This window comes from Allorhizobium pseudoryzae, assembly GCF_011046245.1.
Taxonomy (GTDB): Bacteria; Pseudomonadota; Alphaproteobacteria; order Rhizobiales; family Rhizobiaceae; genus Neorhizobium; species Neorhizobium pseudoryzae.
This window is the reverse complement of record NZ_CP049241.1, coordinates 1,948,257-1,970,218: the sequence shown is the minus strand read 5'-3', so window position 1 is coordinate 1,970,218 and position 21,962 is coordinate 1,948,257. Positions and strand designations below refer to the sequence as shown.

Here is a 21,962-nt window from a genome sequence, read left to right as displayed (position 1 = left end):
GCCAGCCGGTCGGATCTGCCGCCGGCAGCCGGGGCAGGTCCCTTCGCTCCGGTTCACCATCCTTGGCCGGCAGAGGCAAACCGCCCTGCCGGCTTTTTTCCTCGTCGCTTTTTTCTTTGACGAGGTGCGAGCCAGACCCTATCGCTTGGGTCCTTCAGGGAGCGCGGCTGATCCATGGACGACATCCTTTTCTCGACACCGGGAAACCCCGTACCGGAAAACCACACGGCAGGGTATTTCGAAGGCGCGCGGAAAACGAAGCTGCGCTACGCTATTTTCCGGTCGGAGACCTCACCGGCGCGGGGCACCATCGTGCTGCTGCAGGGCCGCAACGAGTTCATCGAGAAATATTATGAGACGATCCGCGACTTGAATGCCATGGGCCTCTGGGTCGCGACATATGATTTGCGCGGCCAGGGCGGTTCCGAGCGGTTGCTGAAGGACCGCCGCAAGGGTCATGTCCGCCGTTTTGCCGATTACGAACGCGATCTCGAACTGTTTCTCGAAAAGGTCGTGCTGCCGGATGCGCGCCTGCCCTTCTTCATCCTCGCCCATTCCACCGGCGCGCTGATCGCGCTCTCGGTCGCGCCCCGGCTTGCCAACCGCATCGATCGCATGGCGCTCGCCGCCCCCTTTGTCGGCCTCACCCAACAAGCGATGTCGGAAGCCTCGATCCGCAAGCTGTCGGCCTTCTTCTCCTTCACCGGCCTTGGACAAAAAGCCATGGGGGAGGATCGCGGCCTGCGCCCCTTCGAGGGTAATCCGCTGACGAGTGACCTGACGCGCTTTCAGCGCAATGGCGAGGTCATCGCCGCCCGTCCTGATCTGACCATCGGTGCGCCGACAGCCCGCTGGCTCCATGAGACGCTGACGGCGGCAACACGCATCACGCAGCAGGCGCATCTGACGCAGATCACCATCCCGACACTCATTCTGGCCCCCATGCTGGATGGCGTGGTGCCCTATGTCGCCCAGGAGGCGCTGTCGCGGAATTTCCGCGCCGGCCAGTTGATCACCATCACCGGCGCCCGCCACGAACTCTTGCAGGAACGCGATGTGTACCGCGCGCAGGTGCTGGCCGCGATCGAGGCCTTCATGCCGGGCACCGACCCGATGCCGGACGTCGAAGAATCGGCGGCGTGACCGCGCAAACGCCGGTTCAGGCGAGAAGCGCCCTCGCCTCCTCGTAAACGGCACGGCAGCCGGCGGCGATGATATGGCCGCCCTGCTCCGGGCGCCCGCCGTCCCAGGTGGTGATGATGCCGCCGGCCTGTTCGATGAGTGGGATCAGTGCCCCGACGTCATAGGGCTTCAGGTTGTTCTCGATCACCAGATCGACATGTCCGCCGGCAAGCAGCGCATAGGCGTAACAATCGACGCCATAGCGGAACAGCCGCACCTTCTCTTCGACCGAGCGGTAACGGGCCAGATCCCCGCCCTCGAAGATATGCGGCGAGGTGGTGAACAGGACCGCATCCGACAGCGAGGCGCAGTCGCGCACCCGAAGCTGCCGTTCGCCATCCGGCCCGCCATACCAGGAGGCGGACCCATCGGCAAAATAGCGCTCGCCGGTGAAGGGCTGGTCCATCATGCCCATATGTCCGCGGCCCTCCGTGTAGAAGCCGATCAGCGTTCCCCAGACCGGAACGCCGGAAATAAAGGCGCGCGTCCCGTCGATCGGATCGATCACCCAGACATGCTGCTTGTCGAGACCGAAACTCTCGTGCTCTTCGCCGAGCATTCCGTGATCGGGAAACGCGGCCGTCACCAGGTCGCGAATCGCCAGTTCCGCCGCCCGGTCCGCTTCCGTCACCGGATCGAAGCCCGACGCGAGCTTGTTGGTGACCGACGTCCCGGTTCGAAACCGCGACAGCGTCTCCCGCTTGGCGGCATCAGCGAGGCGGTCGAAAAAGGCGCGATCTGGCAGCATCGGGTCCATCCTGTTGGCAAGCTTCGCTCTTTCTAGCTGATCGGCATGGATGGGCAAGCCGGGCACACCAAGAAGATTATGCCTGAAGAATAATCAACTCGATTCACTGCTTGACATTTGTGCAGTGCGGTCGTAGGGTCAACCTACAGTCTTTTGACTGTAAATACCCTCCTTGGGTGTTTCCTCCCTAGACTTAGCCGCGCCATAGGCGCGGTTTTTTTTGCCCATAGATCAGCCGAGACAAGGCGATCCGACGCCTCAAGAGGCCTCGGTCACAAAGGGCATTGGTGAGAAATGAGCGGCTATTCCGCCGCCAGCGTCGCGTCCAGGCTGAAATCGGCGGCAAAATCCACCATCTGGCGCATGAAGGTGGAGAGCGCTGCCGCCACCAGATCGAATTCCGGCTTCTTGTCCAGCGTCATCTCGTCCACATAAAGCCCACGATTGACCTCGATCTGCAGCGCATGCAGACCGCGCACCGGACGGCCGTAATGTTCGGTGATGAAGCCGCCGGCATAGGGCTTGTTGCGCACCGCATTGAAGCCCATGTCTTCGAGGAAATGCAGCGCCGCGCGCGAAAGCTCCGCCGAAGCACTGGTGCCGTAACGGTCACCGATGATGAAATCGGGCCTGAGATCTGAACCGGAGAGGCGGATGTTACCGGGCATCGAGTGGCAATCGATGAGGATGGCGAGCCCGAAGCGGGCATGGGTGCGGGCAATCAGCCGCCGAAGGCAGGCGTGATAGGGTTTGTAGATCGTCTCGATCCGGTCGAGCGCCTCGCTGACCGGCAGGCGATGTCGATAGATCTCCATGTTTTCCGCGACGATGCGCGGAACGGTGCCGAGCCCGCCGGCGACCCGCATGGACCCGATATTGGCATAGGATGGCAGCGCGCTGTCGAACATCCGCGGATCGAGTTCGTAAGGTTCGCGGTTGACGTCGAGATAGGCGCGCGGAAAATGGGCGACAAGCAGCGGCGCGCCAAAGAGCGGCGCATCGCCAAACAGTTCATCGACGAAATGATCTTCCGAGCGGCGGATGCCGAGTGCATCGAGACGCGACGAATCGAGGAAGGCCTGTGGATAAGATCGGCCGCTATGCGGCGAGTTGAAAACAAAGGGGATGGTCTGCGTATCAGGCTCCCGCACCTCAAAGGGATCAAAATCGCCCGTCACCCAATCCATGCGGCCTTTACCATGTCGCGAACTCATTGATTGTCCATGTTGCCAGTTGCAGGCTTCGAAGTCCATACTATCTCAAGCCCTACAAAGGACGCCGCACGCGTGCCATTCACCTGTTTTTTACTGCGACATGGCTAGTGTGAGAGCCTCCGGAACCATGAAAACCCAAAAACGGTCCTGATGATGCAAAAAATCCTTCTCGCCGAAGATGACAACGATATGCGCCGCTTCCTGGTGAAGGCGCTGGAAAAGGCCGGTTACAAGGTGACGTCCTTCGACAACGGAGCAAGCGCCTATGACCGCCTGCGCGAGGAGCCCTTCTCCCTGCTGCTGACCGATATCGTGATGCCCGAAATGGACGGCATCGAACTCGCGCGCCGCGCCACCGAACTCGATCCGGACCTGAAGGTGATGTTCATCACCGGCTTTGCCGCCGTGGCATTGAATGCCGATTCGAAGGCTCCGAAGGACGCAAAGGTGCTCTCCAAGCCCTTCCACCTGCGCGACCTTGTGGATGAAGTGAACAAGCTTCTTGCGGCTTGAGCCCGGTTTTCCGGGCTTCCTCATGCGACTTTAAAAAAAGCGTCACATGAGAGAAAAAACCGGTTGACGGGTCGGCCGCTTTTATGGTCTATCCGCCGCCACGGAAGGGCGTGTAGCTCAGCGGGAGAGCACTACGTTGACATCGTAGGGGTCACAGGTTCAATCCCTGTCACGCCCACCATTCCATTCTAAACGTTGAGAAATCCGCTTCGGCGGATTTCTCCGTTTTAGGGCCTTCGCCACGTCTGGCGCACGGTCATCCCTCCCCTTAGCCACACACGAATCAGTCTCCAGGCGATGGAATATCGCGCGGCCTTTCCTATCTCCGGTCCAGTCTGGCCAACCGGGAGAATCCACATGGGACTTTTTGACAGCCTGCTCGGGCACGGATCGAGCGTCGATCCGGCGGATCTGAAAAAGCGCCTCGACGGCGTTCTGATCGAGGGCGAAGCGCCGCAACTCGCCTTCCGGATCGTGCGCGACTTCTTCGTCTTCACCCAGCACCGGCTGATCCTCGTCGATATCCAGGGCATGACCGGCAGCAAGGTGGAATACACGACGATCCCCTACCGCGCGATCACCCGCTTTTCGGTGGAAACGGCGGGGACCTTCGATCTTGATTCGGAGCTGAAGATCTGGATCTCGGGCAGCTCGACGCCCATCCAGCGCACGCTTGGCAAAGGCAGCGATGTGCGCGGCATTCAGCGCGCGCTTGCAACCGGCATCTGCCGATAGAGAAAAACGTCAAGGCTGGGTGACCCTCAGGACCACCCAGCCTTTTGATGTTACCAGCGATCCCGCGGGCCCCAGTGCCGCGGCGGCGGGCCCCAGCCGCGCGGCGGCGGCGGTGGCGGGCGGTAACGCGGCGGAGGCGGACCCCAGCCCCAGTCGCGATCCCGATGGAAATGGCGCGGCGGCGGACCGCGCCGCGGCACGCAGTCGCCCCAGCGGTTCACTCGCCAGCCGGGTCCGCAGGCCCAATCGACCTGCTGTGTCAGCCGGTCCTGTACGGGGGACGGAACAGCCATCCGTCCTGGAATGGGCTGGGCGTTGGCCGAAAACGCACCCGTGACCAGCACGGCAGCGGCAATCAGAAGAGCCTTCATGGTCAGACCTCAACGTGTTTGATGCGCTGATCCTGCGCGGCTGCGCCTGAACGGTGGCTGAATCCGCCGTTCATGAAGAAGAAGGGCGTCTCGCGTTATCCTTGGTCATCGCCACCCGATGCCGCGCCTTGAAACATGTGCGTTCTGGCCCATGTCCGGCCTTGCACGAGACGTCCAAGTCTGCTTCCAGACGGGGCCCAAACGTGGCATTGAAAACGCAACGGGCGACCGGGCTTGATCCTGTGAAAGGGGTGGCCCGGGTTTTGGCCATGGCAGATGTTCGGATTGAGAATGCGTTCGGTTCAGACCCTATCACCGGTATCACTGCTCAAGGCGCTGCAGGCCCGGGCGAAACTGGTGAAGAAAAAGGCCTTCGCGCGTGGCAGCGAAATCGGTCTCATTCTATCCAGCGTCGCGATCGGCATTGCCGCGGGTGCCGCCGTCAGCGGCATGAGCTGGATCTCGCGCGCCATGCACAACCTGATCTACGGCATCGAGATGTCCGAGTGGTTGAGCGCATCAGAGATCGAGAACAAGACGGTCGTGCTGGTGGCACCGGTGTGCGGTGGCGCCCTTCTCGGGCTTTTTCTCTATATCCTGGCACGGCGGCGCAAACGCCAGATCGTCGACCCCATCGAGGCGAACGCCCTCTATGGCGGTCGCATTTCCCTGACCGACAGTTTCATCGTGGCAGCCCAGAACCTGATCTCCAACGGCTTTGGCGCGTCGGTCGGACTGGAGGCCGGCTATACCCAGCTGTCGGCCGGCATCGGCTCGAAGATCGGCACGAAACTGAAGTTGCGCCGCGAGGACATGCGCATCCTCGTCGGCTGCGGCGCTGCGGGCGCCATCGCTGCCGCCTTCAATGCCCCCCTCACCGGCGCCTTCTACGCCTTCGAGCTGATCATTGGCACCTACAGCATGGTGGCGCTCGCGCCCGTGGTGATCTCCGCCATCATCGCCACCTTCGTGGCGCGCGCCCTCTCCGGCAACAGTTTCGTCATCGAAGTGGGCGAGATCGGCACCATCACGCCGGCTGATTACCTCCCCGCGATCCTGCTTGGCGCGATCTGCGCCGCGATCGGCATCGTGATCATGCAAGGTGTCGCCTTCATCGAGGAAATGGCGCGTAAAAGCTCGGTTCCCCCCTATGTGCGGCCAGCGCTCGGCGGCATCATCGTCGGCCTGCTCGGCATGGTTACCCCACAGGTGCTGTCGGCCGGCCATGGCGCTCTGCACCTCAATCTCGACAGCGATGCTCCGGTGAAGATCCTGATCGGCATCTTCCTGTTGAAATCGCTCGCCTCCGCCGTCTCGATCGGCTCCGGCTTCCGCGGCGGCCTGTTCTTTGCCTCGCTGTTCATGGGCTCGCTGATCGGCAAGATCTTCGGAACCCCGGCGGATCTCATCACCACCGGATCGCTCACACCGACGGTGCTTGCCGTCGTCGGCATGAGCGCGCTCGCCGTTGCCATCATCGGCGGACCGCTGACGATGACCTTCCTGGCACTCGAAATCACCGCCGATTTCCCGATCACCGCGCTGGTGCTCGCCGCCGTCATCACCTCCTCGGTGGTGGTGCGCACAACCTTCGGCTACTCCTTCGCCACCTGGCGCTTCCATCTGCGCGGCGAGAGCATTCGCAGCGCCCACGACGTTGGGTGGATCCGAAACCTGACGGTGGACAAGATGATGCGCGCCGACGTCAAATGCGCACGGCTCGGCACGGAACTGGAGGCCTTCCGCGAGACCTTCCCCCTTGGTTCGGCCAAGCGCGTCATCCTGCTCGACAATGACGAGCGGTATGCCGGCATCATCTCATTGCCGGACATCTATGCCGACGAGGTTGAGGCGACCCGGCCACGCACCGCGCTTGCCGATTTCCTCAGCCACCAGAACGATTTCCTGCTGCCGCAGATGAATGCCCGTCAGGCCGCCGCCATCTTCGACCAGAGCCATGCGGAGGCGCTGGCCGTGGTCAACAATTTGATCGAGCGCAAGGTGATCGGCCAGCTTAGCGAGGCGCACACGCTGCGCCGCTACAGCGAAGAGCTGGACCGCCAGCGGCGCGAAGCGGTGGGCGAGGTCGCCTGATCTGATGGCTCAAGGAGGCGGACACGCCTGCCCTCCCAGCGCAGACACCCCCTAACGCAAAACGGCACCGGATTGCTCCGGTGCCGTCGATATTAGAATGACCCGATCGATCAGGCGGCAGCAGAAGCAGCCGTCGGAACTTCGGCGATCGTGGCCAGAACGCGCGAAGCGATCGCGTAGGGGTCGCCCTGCGAGTTCGGGCGGCGGTCTTCGAGGTAACCGCGGTAGCCGTTGTTGACGAAGGAGTGCGGAACGCGGACCGAGGCGCCACGGTCGGCAACGCCGTAGGAGAACTTGTTCCACGGAGCGGTTTCGTGCTTGCCGGTCAGGCGCAGGTGGTTGTCCGGACCGTAAACGTCGATGTGCTCCTTCCAGTTCTTCGCAAACGCTGCCATGAGTGCTTCGAAGTACTCCTTGCCGCCCACTTCACGCATGTAGGTGGTGGAGAAGTTGCAGTGCATGCCCGAGCCGTTCCAGTCGGTATCGCCGAGCGGCTTGCAATGGAATTCGACGTCGATGCCGTACTTTTCGCAGAGACGGAGCAGCAGGTAGCGTGCCATCCAGATCTGGTCGGCCGCCTTCTTGGAGCCCTTGCCGAATACCTGGAATTCCCACTGGCCCTTGGCCACTTCGGCGTTGATGCCTTCGTGGTTGATTCCGGCAGCGAGGCAGAGGTCGAGGTGCTCTTCAACGATTTCGCGGGCAATCGAACCGACGTTCTTGAAGCCAACGCCCGTGTAGTACGGACCCTGCGGAGCCGGGTAGCCCTGTTCCGGGAAGCCGAGCGGACGGCCGTTTTCGTAGAAGAAGTATTCCTGTTCGAAACCGAACCAGGCGCCTTCGTCGTCAAGGATCGTGGCGCGGCTGTTCGAAGCATGCGGCGTGACACCGTCCGGCATCATGACTTCGCACATCACGAGGGCGCCGTTGGTGCGGGCCGGATCCGGATAGATCGCAACCGGCTTCAGAACGCAATCCGAGCTATGACCTTCGGCCTGCATCGTGGACGAACCGTCGAAGCCCCACAGCGGCAGCTGCTCCAGCGTCGGGAATTCGTCGAATTCCTTGATCTGGGTCTTCCCACGAAGGTTCGGCACCGGCTTGTAGCCGTCGAGCCAGATATACTCGAGCTTGTACTTTGTCATAGGTCTCTCTCGTTTCTACGCTGCGAGGTGTGAGCAGATCCCGACCCGTGACACCGATCATGGCGCCACCTCCGGGACTGACAGGTGAAATGCATTTTGCGTGCCAGTTTAAGCAAGGCGGCATCGACGTACGAAAGGGGACCGATGACGCGCCGGAGGAACCGCTTGTTTTCCGGGCCGCCGGACAGTCCCGGACGGAACAGGGCCGCGCTGCGCCCGTTGTAGGAGCAAGGCGCGACGCACCTGCCGGAACGAAGTCAGGCCCCATTGATGGCAGTTGCATGAAGTCCAGAAATTGTGCATAATGCACACAAAGAAAGCAGTAAAATCGCTGCAATTTAATGCATCATGCACAAAAATTGATCATGTCATCTTCTGAAATGGATGAATGAACGAAGGATAAGGCCATGAACGCAGCAACCGAAAGACAGACTGCCACCATTATCCAGTTCCCCGTCGGCGGCATCCGCGGACGGCGTGTGCGCAGCGATCGCGCGGAGGCGAAAGTCGAGGTCGAGACCGGACGCTACAGCGATCTCGCCTTCGGAGGCGGCTGGTATCACGACAATGCGATCCAGGCGGGCCCCGATTCGACGGGCAAGCCCAGCTGATCGATCTGCATACAAAATAAGCAGACAAGGTGAATTGTTAGGCGAAAGCCTGCTTGGTGTGCACCACCACGCAGGCTTTTTGTTTAGGCTTTATGACGGCCACGCCGAAACGCCTGCGATTACGGCATTCGAAACATAAACGAGCAGCGCCAAGACAGACGCTGAGAACGCGAAGACAGCGGCCGCCGCCGCCCAAGACGCGGGCGGTGAACAGCCCCGTAGAGCCTTGATTTCTATTAGAAACATCTTGCGAACAAGCTTGCGAGACCGTGGAGCATGGGCAAAACAACCTTGCTTTATTGTCCTGCATTGCACAAACTCGCCTCCTTCGTTTCAGTGCGGGCTCACTTCAACGGTCCGGCAAGGAGTTCCATGTCGATCAAGGCCAGTATCTATCACCTGACCCATTACAAATATGACAAGCCGGTTCGCCTTGGACCCCAGATCATACGGTTGAAGCCGGCGGCCCATTCCCGCACCAGAGTGATCAGCCACGCGCTGAAGGTGACCCCCTCCAATCATTTCGTGAACCTGCAGCAGGATCCCTACGGAAACTATCTTGCGCGTTTCGTCTTTCCCGACCCGGTGACGGAGTTCAAGATCGAGGTCGATCTCGTCGCCGACATGACGGTCTACAATCCGTTCGATTTCTTCGTCGAGGAGGAGGCGACCAAATGGCCCTTCGCCTATCCGGAAACGCTCGACGAGGACCTGTCGATCTACCGCAAGCCGGAGCCGACCGGCCCGCTGCTGGACGCTTTCCTCAAAACCCTCGACCATAGCAGCGGCCAGCCGACGGTCGATATGGTGGTGGGCCTCAACGCCCGCCTGCAGCAGGAGATCGGTTATGTCATCCGCCTGGAGCCCGGCGTGCAGACGCCGGAGGAAACGCTGGAGCGGGCCAAGGGCTCCTGCCGCGACACCAGCTGGCTGCTGGTGCAGATCCTCAGGCACCTCGGTCTTGCCGCCCGTTTCGTCTCCGGTTACCTGATCCAGCTCACCCCGGACTTGAAGGCGCTGGACGGCCCGTCGGGCACGGAGGTGGATTTCACCGACCTGCATGCCTGGGCGGAGGTCTACCTGCCGGGCGCCGGCTGGATCGGCCTTGACCCGACCTCCGGTCTCCTGACCGGTGAAAGCCATATTCCGCTCGCCGCCACCCCGCATTACAAGAATGCCGCACCGATTTCCGGCGGTTACTTTGGCGAGGCCGAGACCGAATTCGACTTTGTCATGAAGGTCACGCGCGTTGCCGAACATCCGCGCATCACCAAGCCGTTTTCCGACGAGAGCTGGGAGGCGCTGAACGCGCTCGGCGAACGGGTGGACGACCTCCTGAAGGCGCAGGATGTGCGCCTCACCATGGGCGGCGAGCCGACCTTCGTCTCGATCGACGACTTCCAGTCCGACGAGTGGAACACCGCCGCCGTCGGCCCGACCAAACGCGACCGCGCCGATGTCTTGATCCGCAAGCTGCGCGAACGCTTCGCGCCTGGCGGCTTCCTGCATTACGGCCAGGGCAAGTGGTATCCGGGCGAAAGCCTGCCGCGCTGGACCTTCTCGCTCTACTGGCGCAAGGATGGGCGGCCGATCTGGACCGACCCGGATCTGATTGCGGTCGAAAGCCGCAATCACGAAGTCGATCATACCGATGCGGCCCGCCTGCTGCAGGCGATTGCGATCGAGCTCGACCTGACACCGGAAAACGTGACCCCCGCCTATGAGGATCCCGCCGAATGGATCGTCAAGGAAGCCAATCTGCCGGAAAACGTCGATCCGTCGAATTCCAAGCTGAAGGACCCGGAAGAGCGCAACCGCATCGCCAAAGTCTTTTCGCACGGGCTGACAACGCCGGCCGGCTATGTGCTGCCGGTGCAGGCCTGGCAGACGCGCGCCTCCGGCCGCACCTGGGTCAGCGAAAAATGGCGCACCCGCCGCGGCCGGCTTTACCTGATCCCCGGCGACAGCCCGGTCGGCTTCCGCCTGCCGCTGAACTCGCTGCCCTACATCTCGCCCTCCTGGTATCCCTACATCAACCCGGTCGATCCGACCGTGGAACGCCCGCCGCTGCCGGATTTTTCGACGGAAAAGGGCCGCGTGATGCCGGAGCATTCGCTGCGTCCGGACATCGCCCAGCAGACCCAGATGGGTCAGTCCTACGAGGAGATCGGCGGGCGCGTGCGCACCGCGATTTCCATCGAAGTGCGAGACGGACGCCTCTGCATCTTCATGCCGCCGACGGCAGCGCTCGAGGAATATCTCGATCTGATCGCGTCGGCAGAACGGGCCGCCAAGGCGCTGAACCTGCCGGTCCATATCGAAGGCTACACGCCGCCGCATGACGAACGGCTGAACGTCATCCGCGTCGCACCCGATCCGGGCGTCATCGAGGTGAACATCCATCCGGCCTCGAACTGGCAGGAATGCGTGGAAATCACCACGGCGATCTACGAAGAAGCCCGCCTAAGCCGCCTCGGCGCCGACAAGTTCATGATCGACGGCCGCCACACCGGCACCGGCGGCGGCAACCACGTCGTCGTCGGCGGGGCAAACCCGAACGACAGCCCCTTCCTGCGCCGCCCGGACGTGCTGAAAAGCATCGTCCTGCACTGGCAGCGGCATCCGTCGCTGTCCTATCTCTTTTCCGGCCTGTTCATCGGCCCGACAAGCCAGGCGCCGCGCATCGACGAGGCCCGTCACGACAGCCTGTACGAACTGGAGATCGCCCTTGCCCAGGTGCCCGCACCCGGCCAGGGTCTTCCCCCCCTGCCCTGGTTGGTCGACCGCCTGTTCCGCAACCTTTTGACCGATGTCACCGGCAACACGCACCGCTCGGAAATCTGCATCGACAAGCTGTTTTCGCCGGACGGGCCGACGGGGAGGCTTGGTCTCATCGAGTTCCGCGGTTTCGAGATGCCGCCGAATGCCCGCATGTCGCTCGCCCAGCAGCTTCTGGTCCGCGCGCTCATCGCCCGTTTCTGGAAGAACCCGGTGCAAGGCTCCTTCGTGCGCTGGGGAACGGCGCTCGCCGACCGCTTCATGCTGCCGCATTTCGTCTGGGCCGATTTCATGGATGTGCTCTCGGACCTGCGCCAGAACGGCTTCGACTTCCGCCCGGAATGGTTTGCGGCACAGCTGGAATTCCGCTTCCCCTTCTTTGGCGAGGTGGAATACGAGGGAGCGAGGCTCGAACTGCGCCAGGCACTGGAACCCTGGCACGTGATGGGCGAACAGGGCGCCATCGGCGGTACCGTGCGCTACGTCGATTCCTCCGTCGAGCGCCTGCAGGTGAAGCTGGAGACGAGCAATCCGGAGCGTTACCGCGTGGCCTGCAACGGGCGCGCCGTTCCCCTGGCTAAGACCGGCGAACAGGGTGCGGCCGTCGCCGGCGTGCGCTTCAAGGCCTGGCAGCCGGCCTCCGGCCTGCATCCGGTGCTGCCGGTTAATTCGCCGCTCACCTTTGACATCTATGATAGCTGGTCCGAACGCTCGATTGGCGGCTGCGTCTATCACGTTGCCCATCCCGGTGGACGCAACTACGAGACTTTCCCCGTCAATGGCAACGAGGCCGAAGCCCGAAGGCTTGCGCGCTTCGAACCTTGGGGGCATACGGCTGGCCGGTATGTATTGATGCCGGAGCAGGTGTCGCCGGAATTTCCGCTGACACTCGACTTGCGCCGGCCGATAGGAGTCTGACGTGGCAATAAACCCGGCAAGCGAGATCAGCGCGCAGAACGAGGCGATCGGCGACGATCCGATCCTCGGCTATCGCGCATTGCCGGGCGTTTCCGACGAAATGCTGGACCGGGACGGCCAGATCCGTCCCGTCTGGCAGAACCTCATCGATGCGCTGGGCCATATGTCGGAGGGCGAACTGCACGAGCGTTTTGCCCGTGCCGACCGTTACCTGCGCGATGCCGGCGTGTTTTACCGCGCCTACGGTGCGCAGGGCAATGCCGAGCGCAGCTGGCCGATCTCGCATGTGCCGGTGCTGATCGACGGCAAGGAATGGGAAAAGGTCTCCGCCGGTCTCGTCCAGCGCGCCGAGCTTCTCGAAAAGATCGTCGCCGACATCTACAGCGACAATACGCTGGTGAAGGAGGGCATCCTGCCGCCGGCGCTTGTGGCATCCAATCCGGAATTCCTGCGGCCGCTGGTCGGCGTGAAGCCCGCCCGCGGCCATTACCTGCACTTCTGCTCCTTCGAGATCGGCCGCGGGCCGGATGGCAACTGGTGGGTGTTGACAGACCGCACCCAGGCCCCCTCCGGCGCCGGCTTTGCCCTGGAAAACCGCGTCGCCACCACCCGCGCCTTCTCCGATATCTACGGCGAAACCCATGTGCACCGCCTTGCCTCCTTCTTCGGCGCCTTCCGCGATGCGCTGCAGGCCCACAAGCGCTATCCGGATGACAGGATCGCGGTTCTGACGCCGGGGCCGGCCAACGAGACCTATTTCGAGCACGCCTATATCGCCCGCTATCTCGGCTTCATGCTGCTGGAGGGCGAGGATCTGGCGGTCGTCAACGACCGGGTCATGGTGCGCACCGTTGCCGGCCTGAAGCCGATCGGCGTGTTGTGGCGGCGCCTCGATGCCTCGTATGCCGACCCGCTGGAGCTGAACCAGAATTCGCATATCGGCACCGCGGGCATGGTGCAGGCCCTGCGCGCCGGCTCCGTCACCATCGTCAACGCGCTCGGCTCCGGCATTCTGGAAACCCGCGCGCTGCTTGCCTTTACGCCCACCATCTGTCGCCGCCTGCTGGGCGAGGAACTCATCCTGCCCTCCATCGCCACCTGGTGGTGCGGCCAGAAGGATGAACGCCAGCACGTGGCGGAAAACATCAAGAAGATGGTCATCGGTCCGGCCTATTCCCGCGCCCCCTTCTTCGACGACAACGGCCAGTCGGTGCTGGGCGAAAAGCGCGCCGGCACCAAGGCCGAGATCGAGGCCTGGCTTGCCGCGGAAGGCAACCGTCTCGTCGGCCAGGAAGTGGTGACGCTGTCGACCACGCCGGCCTTCGTCAACGGCAAGCTGACGCCGCGGCCGATGTCGCTGCGCGTCTTTGCCGCCCGCACGGAAAACGGCTGGCAGATCATGCCCGGCGGCTTTGCCCGCATCGGTTCCGGCGACGACGTTGCAGCGATTGCCATGCAGGCGGGCGGCAGTGCGGCGGATGTTTGGATCGTCTCCGACAAGCCGGTCGAGCGCCAGACGCTTCTGCCACCGGAAGAGATCTTCTCCCGCAACATGCCGGGAAGCCTGCCGAGCCGCGCCGCAGACAACCTGTTCTGGCTGGGCCGCTACATCGAGCGGGCGGAAGGCGCGCTGCGCATCCTGCGCTCCTGGCACATGCGTTTTGCCGAAAGCGCCGATCCCGAACAGCCGCTGCTGGCCGATGTGACGCGCTACATGAAGAGCATCGACATGGACATGGCGAAAGCCGTGCCCGCGCCGCTGATCCGCAACATCGACAGCGCCATCTATTCCGCCAGCAATATCCGTGATCGGTTCTCTCCGGATGGCTGGCTGGCGCTGAACGATCTGGCCAAAACCGCCAAGCGCTTCCATGAGGCCGTGCAGCACGGCGACGATGCGGCGCATGCCATGACCGTGCTCCTGCGCAAGCTCGCGGGCTTTGCCGGTCTGGTGCATGAAAACATGTACCGCTTCACTGGCTGGCGTTTCCTCTCCATCGGCCGTTACCTGGAACGCGGCCTGCACATGACCCGGCTGCTCGGCCATATGTCCGGCCCCGACGCGCCGGATGGTTCGCTCGACATGCTGCTCGAGATCGGCGACAGCGTGATGACCCACCGCCGCCGCTACAATGTCAACACGGCGCGGCTGACGGTGACCGATCTTCTGGCACTCGACCCACTCAATCCGCGCTCGATCCTCTTCCAGCTGAACGAGATCCGCACCGAGGTGGAACAACTTCCCCACCCGCATGGAACCGGCCAGATGTCGGCGCTGGAGCGCGAATCCATGCGCCTGCATTCCGGGCTCGCGGTGATGACGCCGGAAACCATGACCGCAGACATCTACCAGAAGCTGGAGACGGAGATGGAAAAGCTCTCTGACCTCATTGGCCAGACCTATTTTGGATAAGAAAGCCTGATGCTTTACGATCTCTCGCTGCACATGGGCTACATCTACGACGTCCCTGCTTCGGGGGCGCGTCACATCCTCAGGGTCATGCCGCTGTCGATTGCCAACCGCCAGCGCCTGATTGCCGGTTCGCTCACCGTCTCTCCGAATGCCGATGAGCGCGGAAGCTTCACCGATTTCTTCGGCCAGCCGGCCACATCGGTTGCGTTCCGCTCCCCGCATGAAAGGCTCGACATCCGCATGCAGGCGCGCGTGCAGGTGGAAGTGCTGCCGCTGACGGCCGATCTGTCGCCGGAACTGGTGAAACTGCAGGCCGAACTCTCGGATCTGCGCTCCGTCGATCCCGACTCACCGCATCACCTGATCGGCACCAGCCCGCGCCTGCCGGCCAACGGCAAGATCGCCGCCTATGCCCGCGACGTGGTGAAGCCCGGACAGACCGTGCGCGAAATCGCAACCGCCTTCTGCCAGCGCATCCACAAGGACTTCAAATACGATGCGGAGGCGACGACGGTCGATACCACGCCGGAGGAGGCCTTCAAGCTGAAGCGCGGCGTCTGCCAGGATTTCTCGCATGTCATGATCGTCGGCCTGCGCAGTCTCGGCATTCCCGCCGGTTATGTCAGCGGGTTCCTGCGCACCATTCCGCCACCCGGCAAGGAACGCCTCGAAGGCGCGGATGCCATGCATGCCTGGGTCCGCGTCTGGTGCGGCAAGGCCGCCGGCTATATCGAACTCGACCCGACCAACAACATTCCCGCTGGCTCGGACCACATCGTGGTCGGCTACGGCCGCGATTATTCCGACGTTGCGCCCGTGATTGGCGTCTTGAAGAGCTACGGAAGCCACCAGACGGTGCAGGCGGTCGATGTTATTCCGCTGAAACAATAGTTAATTTCGGTAAAGTCGCCTCGCTTTCGGTCGATTGGCTAAAATTGCACCATTTCCATTAGCGCTTCCTCCATCGCCCACCGGTATTGATAAGTCAGTTCTGATGGACAGACACGGATGGCGACAATGATCAGCTTCTCACTCCCGCGCCTGATAAAGGATCGTGGCGGCAACTTCGGCATGATGACCGCGCTTTTGTTGCCACTGTCGATCGGTGTGGGCGGCATGGCGATCGACCTCACCAATGTCATGCAGCAGAAGTCCGATCTGCAATCCATGGCTGACGCTGCGACACTGGCCGCCGCCGCCAAGCTGTCGACGACCGACGCCATGACCGAGGAACAGGCCGAAGAGATGGCCAAGGACTATCTGATTGGCCAGAAACTTCAGGAACTGGAACAACAGGGCCTGACGAAGGAACAGCTGGCCGAAGCCAAGGCGGAATTGCTGAAGTCGACCGAGGCCGAGGCAACGATCACTTCGACCGGCGGCTCCAGCAAGGCCTTCGTCGTGAAGATGAACTCGACCTACGCGATCCAGCTCAATCCGCTGACGCAGATGCTGGGCTTCAAGACGGTTCCGGTGAGCATTGCCAGCGTTGCCAACAGCGCCCGTGAGGGAAATGCACTGTCGATGTATCTGGTTCTTGACCGGTCGGGCTCAATGGCGTGGGACACGACGACGGTGGATCCGGTCTCGCCGACGAAGACAGTGACACAAGATGCGTACGGATATTACGCGTGCACGGACTGGAGAGGTCGTCCGGCGACATGTTACGGTTGGTACACGGAGACAAAAACGGTCACCAATTACGTGACCAAGATCGCCGCACTAAAGGCCGCCGCCTCCGTCATGTTCACCGAGCTTCTGAAGGCGTCCGCTCCGGATGTGGCAAGCGCCAACCTGCAGCAGGAAGAAGCCAAGAAACTGATCCGCGTGGGCGCGGTGTCCTATACGCATCAGACCCAAAAGGAAGAGCCACCGGCATGGGGCACGACAAAGGCTTCGGACTATGTCCAGGCGCTGCCTGAACAGCCGACCGGCGGCACCGACGCCACCGGCGCGCTCGACATTGCCTTTGCCGCGTTCAAGAGTGCCAACGGCAATGAGGCAGCTCAGCACAAGACGAAGGGTAACGACAATTTCGGCCGCTTCATCGTATTGATGACGGACGGCGAGATGACCGGCAACAGCGCAAACTGGAACCAGGCGCTGGACACCAAGGTCCGGGCCCAGTGCCAGACCGCAAAGGACGACAAGATCACGGTGTTTACCGTCGCCTTCATGGCGCCAGACCGCGGCAAATCACTGCTGAAGGCCTGTGCGAGCGGCGAGGAAAACTACTACGAGTCGAACGACATGACAGAACTCGTCAAAGCCTTCGGGGACATTGGTCGCAAGGCGGCAAAGACCGCAGTCCGCCTGACCAACTGACGCCGCCATTTTTCCGATCCAACAAGCGCCCGCACTGGAACCAGTGCGGGCGCTTCGCGTTTTTTTCCAAATACTTGTCACATGTTCACGGATGAATTTCGCATAGCAGCAAAGAACATCGCACCAGGAAGATTGCATGTGTCCCGCAACGGTGCATAAACTGTCGCCAGACATTGTACCGGATAATTTGAACCTAGCTCGATCTCGTTCAGAACAGAAAAGTTGGCGGCCGAATGAACAATACCCTCTCCCCGGTAGACATCCCCCAGCCCGCTCCGCGCAGTTCCAATCCCAAGGTTCTTGCGGAAGAAATCATTGAACGCCTGACCTACCGCATCGGCAAGGATGCCAAGGTTGCCAAGCCGCATGACTGGCTGACGGCCTCCATTTTGGTGGTGCGCGACCGCATCATCGACAAGTGGATGGACTCCACCCGCAAGGTGTACCGGACGGGCGACAAGCGGGTCTATTATCTGTCGCTGGAGTTTCTGATCGGCCGCCTGATGCGCGATGCCGTCACCAATCTCGGTCTGATGTCGGAGATGCGCGACGCGCTGAAGTCGCTCGGCGTCGATATCGACGTGATCGCCGGGCTCGAGCCGGATGCCGCGCTGGGCAATGGCGGTCTCGGCCGCCTGGCCGCCTGTTTCATGGAAAGCATGGCGACCGTCGACATTCCGGCCTACGGTTATGGCATCCGCTATGTGCACGGCCTCTTCCGCCAGCAGATGGCGGATGGCTGGCAGGTGGAACTGCCGGAAACCTGGCTTGCCCACGGCAACCCCTGGGAATTCGAGCGCCGCGAAAGCTCCTACGAAATCGGCTATGGCGGTTCGGTCGAAAGTGTCGGCGGTTATGACGAGGCGCCGCGCTACGTCTGGAAACCGGCCGAGCGCGTCATCGCCATGGCCTACGACACGCCGATCGTCGGCTGGCGCGGCAAGCGCGTCAACACGCTGCGCCTCTGGTCGGCCCAGCCGATCGACCCGATCCTGCTCGACGCCTTCAACGCCGGCGATCACATCGGCGCACTGCGCGAAAGCAACAAGGCCGAAGCGCTGACCCGCGTGCTCTACCCGGCCGACGCCAACCCGGCCGGCCAGGAACTGCGCCTGCGCCAGGAATATTTCTTCTCGTCCGCCTCGCTGCAGGACATCCTGCGCCGCCATCTTCAGCAGTATCCGGACTTCACCAATCTGCACGACAAGGTGTCGATCCAGCTGAACGACACGCATCCGGCCGTCTCAATCGCCGAACTCATGCGCCTGTTGACCGATGTGCACGGCATGGATTTCGACGAAGCCTGGGAGATCACCCGCCAGACCTTCTCCTACACCAACCACACGCTTCTGCCGGAGGCACTGGAAAGCTGGCCGGTGCCGCTCTTCGAGCGCCTTCTGCCGCGCCACATGCAGATCGTCTATGCAGTAAACACCAAGATCCTGCTCGAGGCCCGCAAGGAAAAGAAATTCGGCGATGCACAGATCCGCGCCATCTCGCTGATCGACGAAAACGGCGACCGCCGCGTGCGTATGGGCAATCTCGCCTTTGTCGGGTCGCACTCCGTCAACGGCGTTTCAGCCCTGCACACGGAACTGATGAAGGAAACGGTGTTTGCCGATCTTCATGCGCTCTACCCCGCCCGCATCAACAACAAGACGAACGGGATCACGCCGCGCCGCTGGCTGATGCAGTGCAATCCCGGCCTCACCAACCTGTTGCGCGAAGCGGTCGGTGATGCCTTCGAGGATGACACCGAAAAGCTGACGGCGCTCGATGCCTTCGCCAAGGACGCCTCCTTCCAGGAAAAGTTTGCCGCGGTGAAGCGCGCCAACAAGGTGCAGCTTGCCAACCTCGTCGGCAGCCGCATGGGCATCCGGCTCGATCCGTCGGCGATGTTCGACATCCAGATCAAGCGCATCCACGAATACAAGCGCCAGCTTTTGAACATCATCGAAGCAGTCGCGCTCTACGACCAGATCCGCTCGCATCCGGAACTCGACTGGGTGCCGCGGGTCAAGTTCTTCGCCGGCAAGGCGGCGCCGAGCTATCACAACGCCAAGCTGATCATCAAACTGGCGAACGACGTGGCCCGCGTGATCAACAACGATCCCGCCGTCCGCGGCCTGCTGAAGGTCGTGTTCGTGCCGAACTACAATGTCTCGCTCGCCGAAATCATGGCGCCCGCAGCAGACCTCTCGGAACAGATCTCGACGGCCGGCATGGAAGCATCCGGGACCGGCAACATGAAGTTTGCGCTGAACGGCGCATTGACGATCGGCACGCTCGACGGCGCAAACGTCGAGATGCGCGACCACGTGGGCGCCGATAACATCGTGATCTTCGGCATGACGGCCGAGGAAGTCGCCCGCACGCGCGCGGACGGTCACAATCCACGCGCCATCATCGAGGGTTCGCGGGAACTGTCGCAGGCGCTGTCGGCCATTGCTTCGGGTGTGTTCTCGCCGGATGATCGCTCGCGTTTCTCCGGATTGATCGATGGGCTGTACAATCACGACTGGTTCATGGTGGCGGCCGATTTCGACGCCTATGCCAAGGCCCAGCGTGACGTCGACCAGATCTGGAGCGAACCATCGCAATGGTTCGAAAAGACGATCTACAACACCGCACGTATGGGATGGTTCTCGTCAGACCGCACCATCCGTCAGTATGCGACGGAGATCTGGAGAGCCTGATGAACCATACGCCCAAGACCCTCGGCAAGGACGGACAGAAGAGTAGCGGTGAACTTCCACTTTCCGAGATTGAGGCGATAACCCGCGGTTCGCACGGCAATCCTTTCGCTGTCCTCGGCCCCCACAAGATCGGCGGCGGCGTCATCGCCCGCTGCTTCGTTCCCGGCGCCGAGGCGGTCACCGCGCTCACGCTCGATGGGCAGGCGGTGGGCGAACTCGCCTGCCGTCACGAGGACGGCTTTTTCGAAGGCCTCGTCTCGATCACACAGCCGCGCCCGCTGCGATACCGCGCCCGCCGTGGCGATGTGGAATGGGCGCTTACCGACCCCTACAGCTTCGGTCCCGTGCTCGGCCCGATGGACGACTATCTTTTGCGCGAAGGCTCGCATCTGAGGCTCTTCGACAAGATGGGCGCCCATCCGCTCAAACATGAAGGGGCCGAGGGTTTCCACTTCGCGGTCTGGGCACCCAATGCGGCACGTGTCTCCGTCGTCGGAGATTTCAACAGTTGGGACGGCCGCCGGCACGTGATGCGGCTGCGCCAGGATACCGGCATCTGGGAGATCTTTGCCCCGGATGTCCGCCCCGGTGCGACCTACAAGTTCGAGATCGTCGACAAAGCAGGGACCATCCTGCCGCTGAAGGCAGACCCTTACGCCCGACGCGCCGAGCTTCGCCCGCAAACCGCCTCCATTGCGGCGGCGGAACTCGACCAGGCCTGGGATGACACCGCTCACCGGGAGTTCTGGGCGAAGGCGGATCACCGCCGGCAACCGATTTCCATCTACGAGGTCCATGCCGGCTCCTGGCGTCGCCGCAGCGACGGCACGTTCCTGAGCTGGGACGAACTTGCGGCGGAACTGATCCCCTACGTCGTCGATATGGGTTTCACTCATATCGAGTTCCTGCCGATCACCGAACACCCCTATGATCCCTCCTGGGGTTACCAGACGACCGGGCTTTATGCGCCGACCGCCCGCTTCGGCGAACCGGAAGGTTTTGCCCGCTTCGTCAACGGCTGCCACAAGGTGGGCATCGGCGTCATCCTCGACTGGGTACCGGCGCATTTTCCGACCGATGCCCATGGCCTCCGGGAATTCGATGGCACCGCGCTTTACGAACATGCCGATCCGCGCCAGGGCTATCACCCGGACTGGAACACGGCGATCTACAATTTCGGCCGCATCGAGGTTCTCTCCTACCTCGTCAACAACGCCCTCTACTGGTCGGAGAAATTCCACCTGGACGGCCTGCGCGTCGATGCGGTCGCCTCGATGCTCTACCTCGATTATTCCCGCAAGGAAGGCGAGTGGATCCCGAACGAATACGGTGGGCGTGAAAACCTGGAGGCCGTCCGCTTCCTGCAGAAGCTGAACGCCATCAACTATGGCACCCACCCGGGCGTCATGACCATTGCCGAGGAAAGCACCTCCTGGCCAAAGGTTTCGCACCCGGTGCATGAAGGCGGTCTCGGCTTCGGCTTCAAGTGGAACATGGGCTTCATGCACGACACGCTGAGCTACCTGAAGCGGGAGCCGGTGCATCGCAAGTTCCACCACAACGAACTGACCTTCGGCCTGCTCTACGCCTTTACCGAAAATTTCGTCCTGCCGCTCAGCCATGACGAGGTGGTGCATGGAAAAGGCTCGTTGATTGCCAAGATGGCCGGCGACGACTGGCAGAAGTTTGCCAACCTGCGCGCCTATTATGCCTTCATGTGGGGTTATCCCGGCAAGAAGCTGCTGTTCATGGGCCAGGAGTTCGCCCAGTGGAGCGAATGGAGCGAGGAACGATCGCTCGACTGGAACCTGCTGCATTACCATCCGCACGAAGGCATGCGCCGCCTGGTGCGCGATCTGAACTTCACCTACCGCTCGAAGCCGGCGCTGCACGCCCGCGATTGCGAGCCGGAGGGTTTCGAGTGGCTGCTGGCCGACGACGCGGAAGCCTCCGTTTATGCCTGGCTGCGCAAGGCACCGGGCGAAAAACCCGTGGCGGTCATCACCAATTTCACGCCCGTCTATCGGGAGAGCTACCGGGTGCCGTTGCCGGTGGCCGGACGCTGGCGTGAGATCCTGAATACCGATGCGGAAATCTACGGCGGCAGCGGCAAGGGCAATGGCGGCAGGGTGCAGGCGGTTTCCGCCGGGGGAAGCATCCACGCCGAAGTGACACTGCCGCCGCTTGCCACCATCATGCTTCAACTGGAACATTGATTG

At 62.1% G+C, this 21,962-nt stretch carries 15 protein-coding genes and 1 tRNA gene; 12 read left to right on the top strand and 4 right to left on the bottom strand.

The features are described 5' to 3' along the window. Positions 1–174: 174 nt before the first annotated feature. Entirely contained in the window at positions 175–1,143 is a 969-nt protein-coding gene (locus G6N78_RS09465; RefSeq protein WP_165217748.1) for an alpha/beta fold hydrolase, read from the top strand. A 16-nt stretch (positions 1,144–1,159) separates the two neighbouring features. Here the strand turns inward: G6N78_RS09465 and hisN are convergent, their stop codons facing one another. Together hisN and G6N78_RS09455 are read right to left on the bottom strand one after the other, a co-directional pair. Further along, positions 1,160–1,930, bottom strand: a complete 771-nt coding sequence (gene hisN / locus G6N78_RS09460; RefSeq protein ID WP_165217746.1) for a histidinol-phosphatase — start codon at positions 1,928–1,930, stop codon at positions 1,160–1,162. Positions 1,931–2,232: 302 nt separating this feature from the next. Next, a complete protein-coding gene (locus tag G6N78_RS09455) occupies positions 2,233–3,117 on the bottom strand; it encodes an N-formylglutamate amidohydrolase (protein WP_165221560.1) in 885 nt (294 codons plus the stop codon). Positions 3,118–3,294: 177 nt separating this feature from the next. On the opposite strand from G6N78_RS09455, the gene cpdR1 reads away from it, so the two are divergent. The 3 genes from cpdR1 (at position 3,295) to G6N78_RS09440 (ending at position 4,392) form a co-directional block, all read left to right on the top strand. Beyond that, a complete protein-coding gene (gene cpdR1 / locus G6N78_RS09450; protein WP_165217739.1) occupies positions 3,295–3,657 on the top strand; it encodes a response regulator CpdR1 in 363 nt (120 codons plus the stop codon). A gap of 106 nt (positions 3,658–3,763) precedes the next feature. Then, a tRNA-Val gene (locus G6N78_RS09445) sits at positions 3,764–3,838 on the top strand. Positions 3,839–4,014: 176 nt separating this feature from the next. Next, a complete protein-coding gene (locus G6N78_RS09440) occupies positions 4,015–4,392 on the top strand; it encodes a PH domain-containing protein (protein ID WP_165217737.1) in 378 nt (125 codons plus the stop codon). A gap of 50 nt (positions 4,393–4,442) precedes the next feature. On the opposite strand, the gene G6N78_RS09435 is transcribed toward G6N78_RS09440, so the two are convergent. After that, positions 4,443–4,763: a GCG_CRPN prefix-to-repeats domain-containing protein gene (locus tag G6N78_RS09435; RefSeq protein ID WP_165217735.1), complete on the bottom strand. Its 321-nt coding sequence runs from the start codon at positions 4,761–4,763 to the stop codon at positions 4,443–4,445. A gap of 291 nt (positions 4,764–5,054) precedes the next feature. Here G6N78_RS09435 and G6N78_RS09430 point away from each other — a divergent pair, with 291 nt between their 5' ends. Continuing rightward, the gene (locus G6N78_RS09430) at positions 5,055–6,857 is read left to right on the top strand and encodes a chloride channel protein (RefSeq protein WP_165217733.1); all 1,803 of its coding nucleotides are present in this window, start codon (positions 5,055–5,057) and stop codon (positions 6,855–6,857) included. A gap of 110 nt (positions 6,858–6,967) precedes the next feature. Here the strand turns inward: G6N78_RS09430 and G6N78_RS09425 are convergent, their stop codons facing one another. Then, positions 6,968–8,002: a glutamine synthetase beta-grasp domain-containing protein gene (locus G6N78_RS09425; RefSeq protein WP_165217731.1), complete on the bottom strand. Its 1,035-nt coding sequence runs from the start codon at positions 8,000–8,002 to the stop codon at positions 6,968–6,970. 407 nt (positions 8,003–8,409) lie between these two features. Here G6N78_RS09425 and G6N78_RS09420 point away from each other — a divergent pair, with 407 nt between their 5' ends. The 7 genes from G6N78_RS09420 (at position 8,410) to glgB (ending at position 21,959) form a co-directional block, all read left to right on the top strand. Further along, complete coding sequence (locus G6N78_RS09420) at positions 8,410–8,613, top strand: DUF2735 domain-containing protein (protein ID WP_165217730.1); 204 nt, start codon at positions 8,410–8,412, stop codon at positions 8,611–8,613. A 372-nt stretch (positions 8,614–8,985) separates the two neighbouring features. Continuing rightward, complete coding sequence (locus G6N78_RS09415; RefSeq protein ID WP_165217728.1) at positions 8,986–12,309, top strand: transglutaminase family protein; 3,324 nt, start codon at positions 8,986–8,988, stop codon at positions 12,307–12,309. 25 nt (positions 12,310–12,334) lie between these two features. Next, a complete protein-coding gene (locus tag G6N78_RS09410) occupies positions 12,335–14,722 on the top strand; it encodes a circularly permuted type 2 ATP-grasp protein (protein WP_234905950.1) in 2,388 nt (795 codons plus the stop codon). A gap of 9 nt (positions 14,723–14,731) precedes the next feature. Next, the gene (locus G6N78_RS09405; RefSeq protein ID WP_165217726.1) at positions 14,732–15,613 is read left to right on the top strand and encodes a transglutaminase family protein; all 882 of its coding nucleotides are present in this window, start codon (positions 14,732–14,734) and stop codon (positions 15,611–15,613) included. Between the two features lie 126 nt (positions 15,614–15,739). After that, positions 15,740–17,047 (top strand): vWA domain-containing protein, encoded by a 1,308-nt coding sequence (locus tag G6N78_RS09400; protein ID WP_165217725.1) that lies wholly within the window; start codon positions 15,740–15,742, stop codon positions 17,045–17,047. Positions 17,048–17,280: 233 nt separating this feature from the next. After that, positions 17,281–19,743: a glycogen/starch/alpha-glucan phosphorylase gene (locus G6N78_RS09395; RefSeq protein ID WP_165217723.1), complete on the top strand. Its 2,463-nt coding sequence runs from the start codon at positions 17,281–17,283 to the stop codon at positions 19,741–19,743. After that, positions 19,743–21,959 (top strand): 1,4-alpha-glucan branching protein GlgB, encoded by a 2,217-nt coding sequence (gene glgB / locus G6N78_RS09390; RefSeq protein WP_165217722.1) that lies wholly within the window; start codon positions 19,743–19,745, stop codon positions 21,957–21,959. Before G6N78_RS09395 ends, glgB begins: the two co-directional genes overlap by 1 nt. The last annotated feature ends 3 nt before the right edge of the window (positions 21,960–21,962 follow it).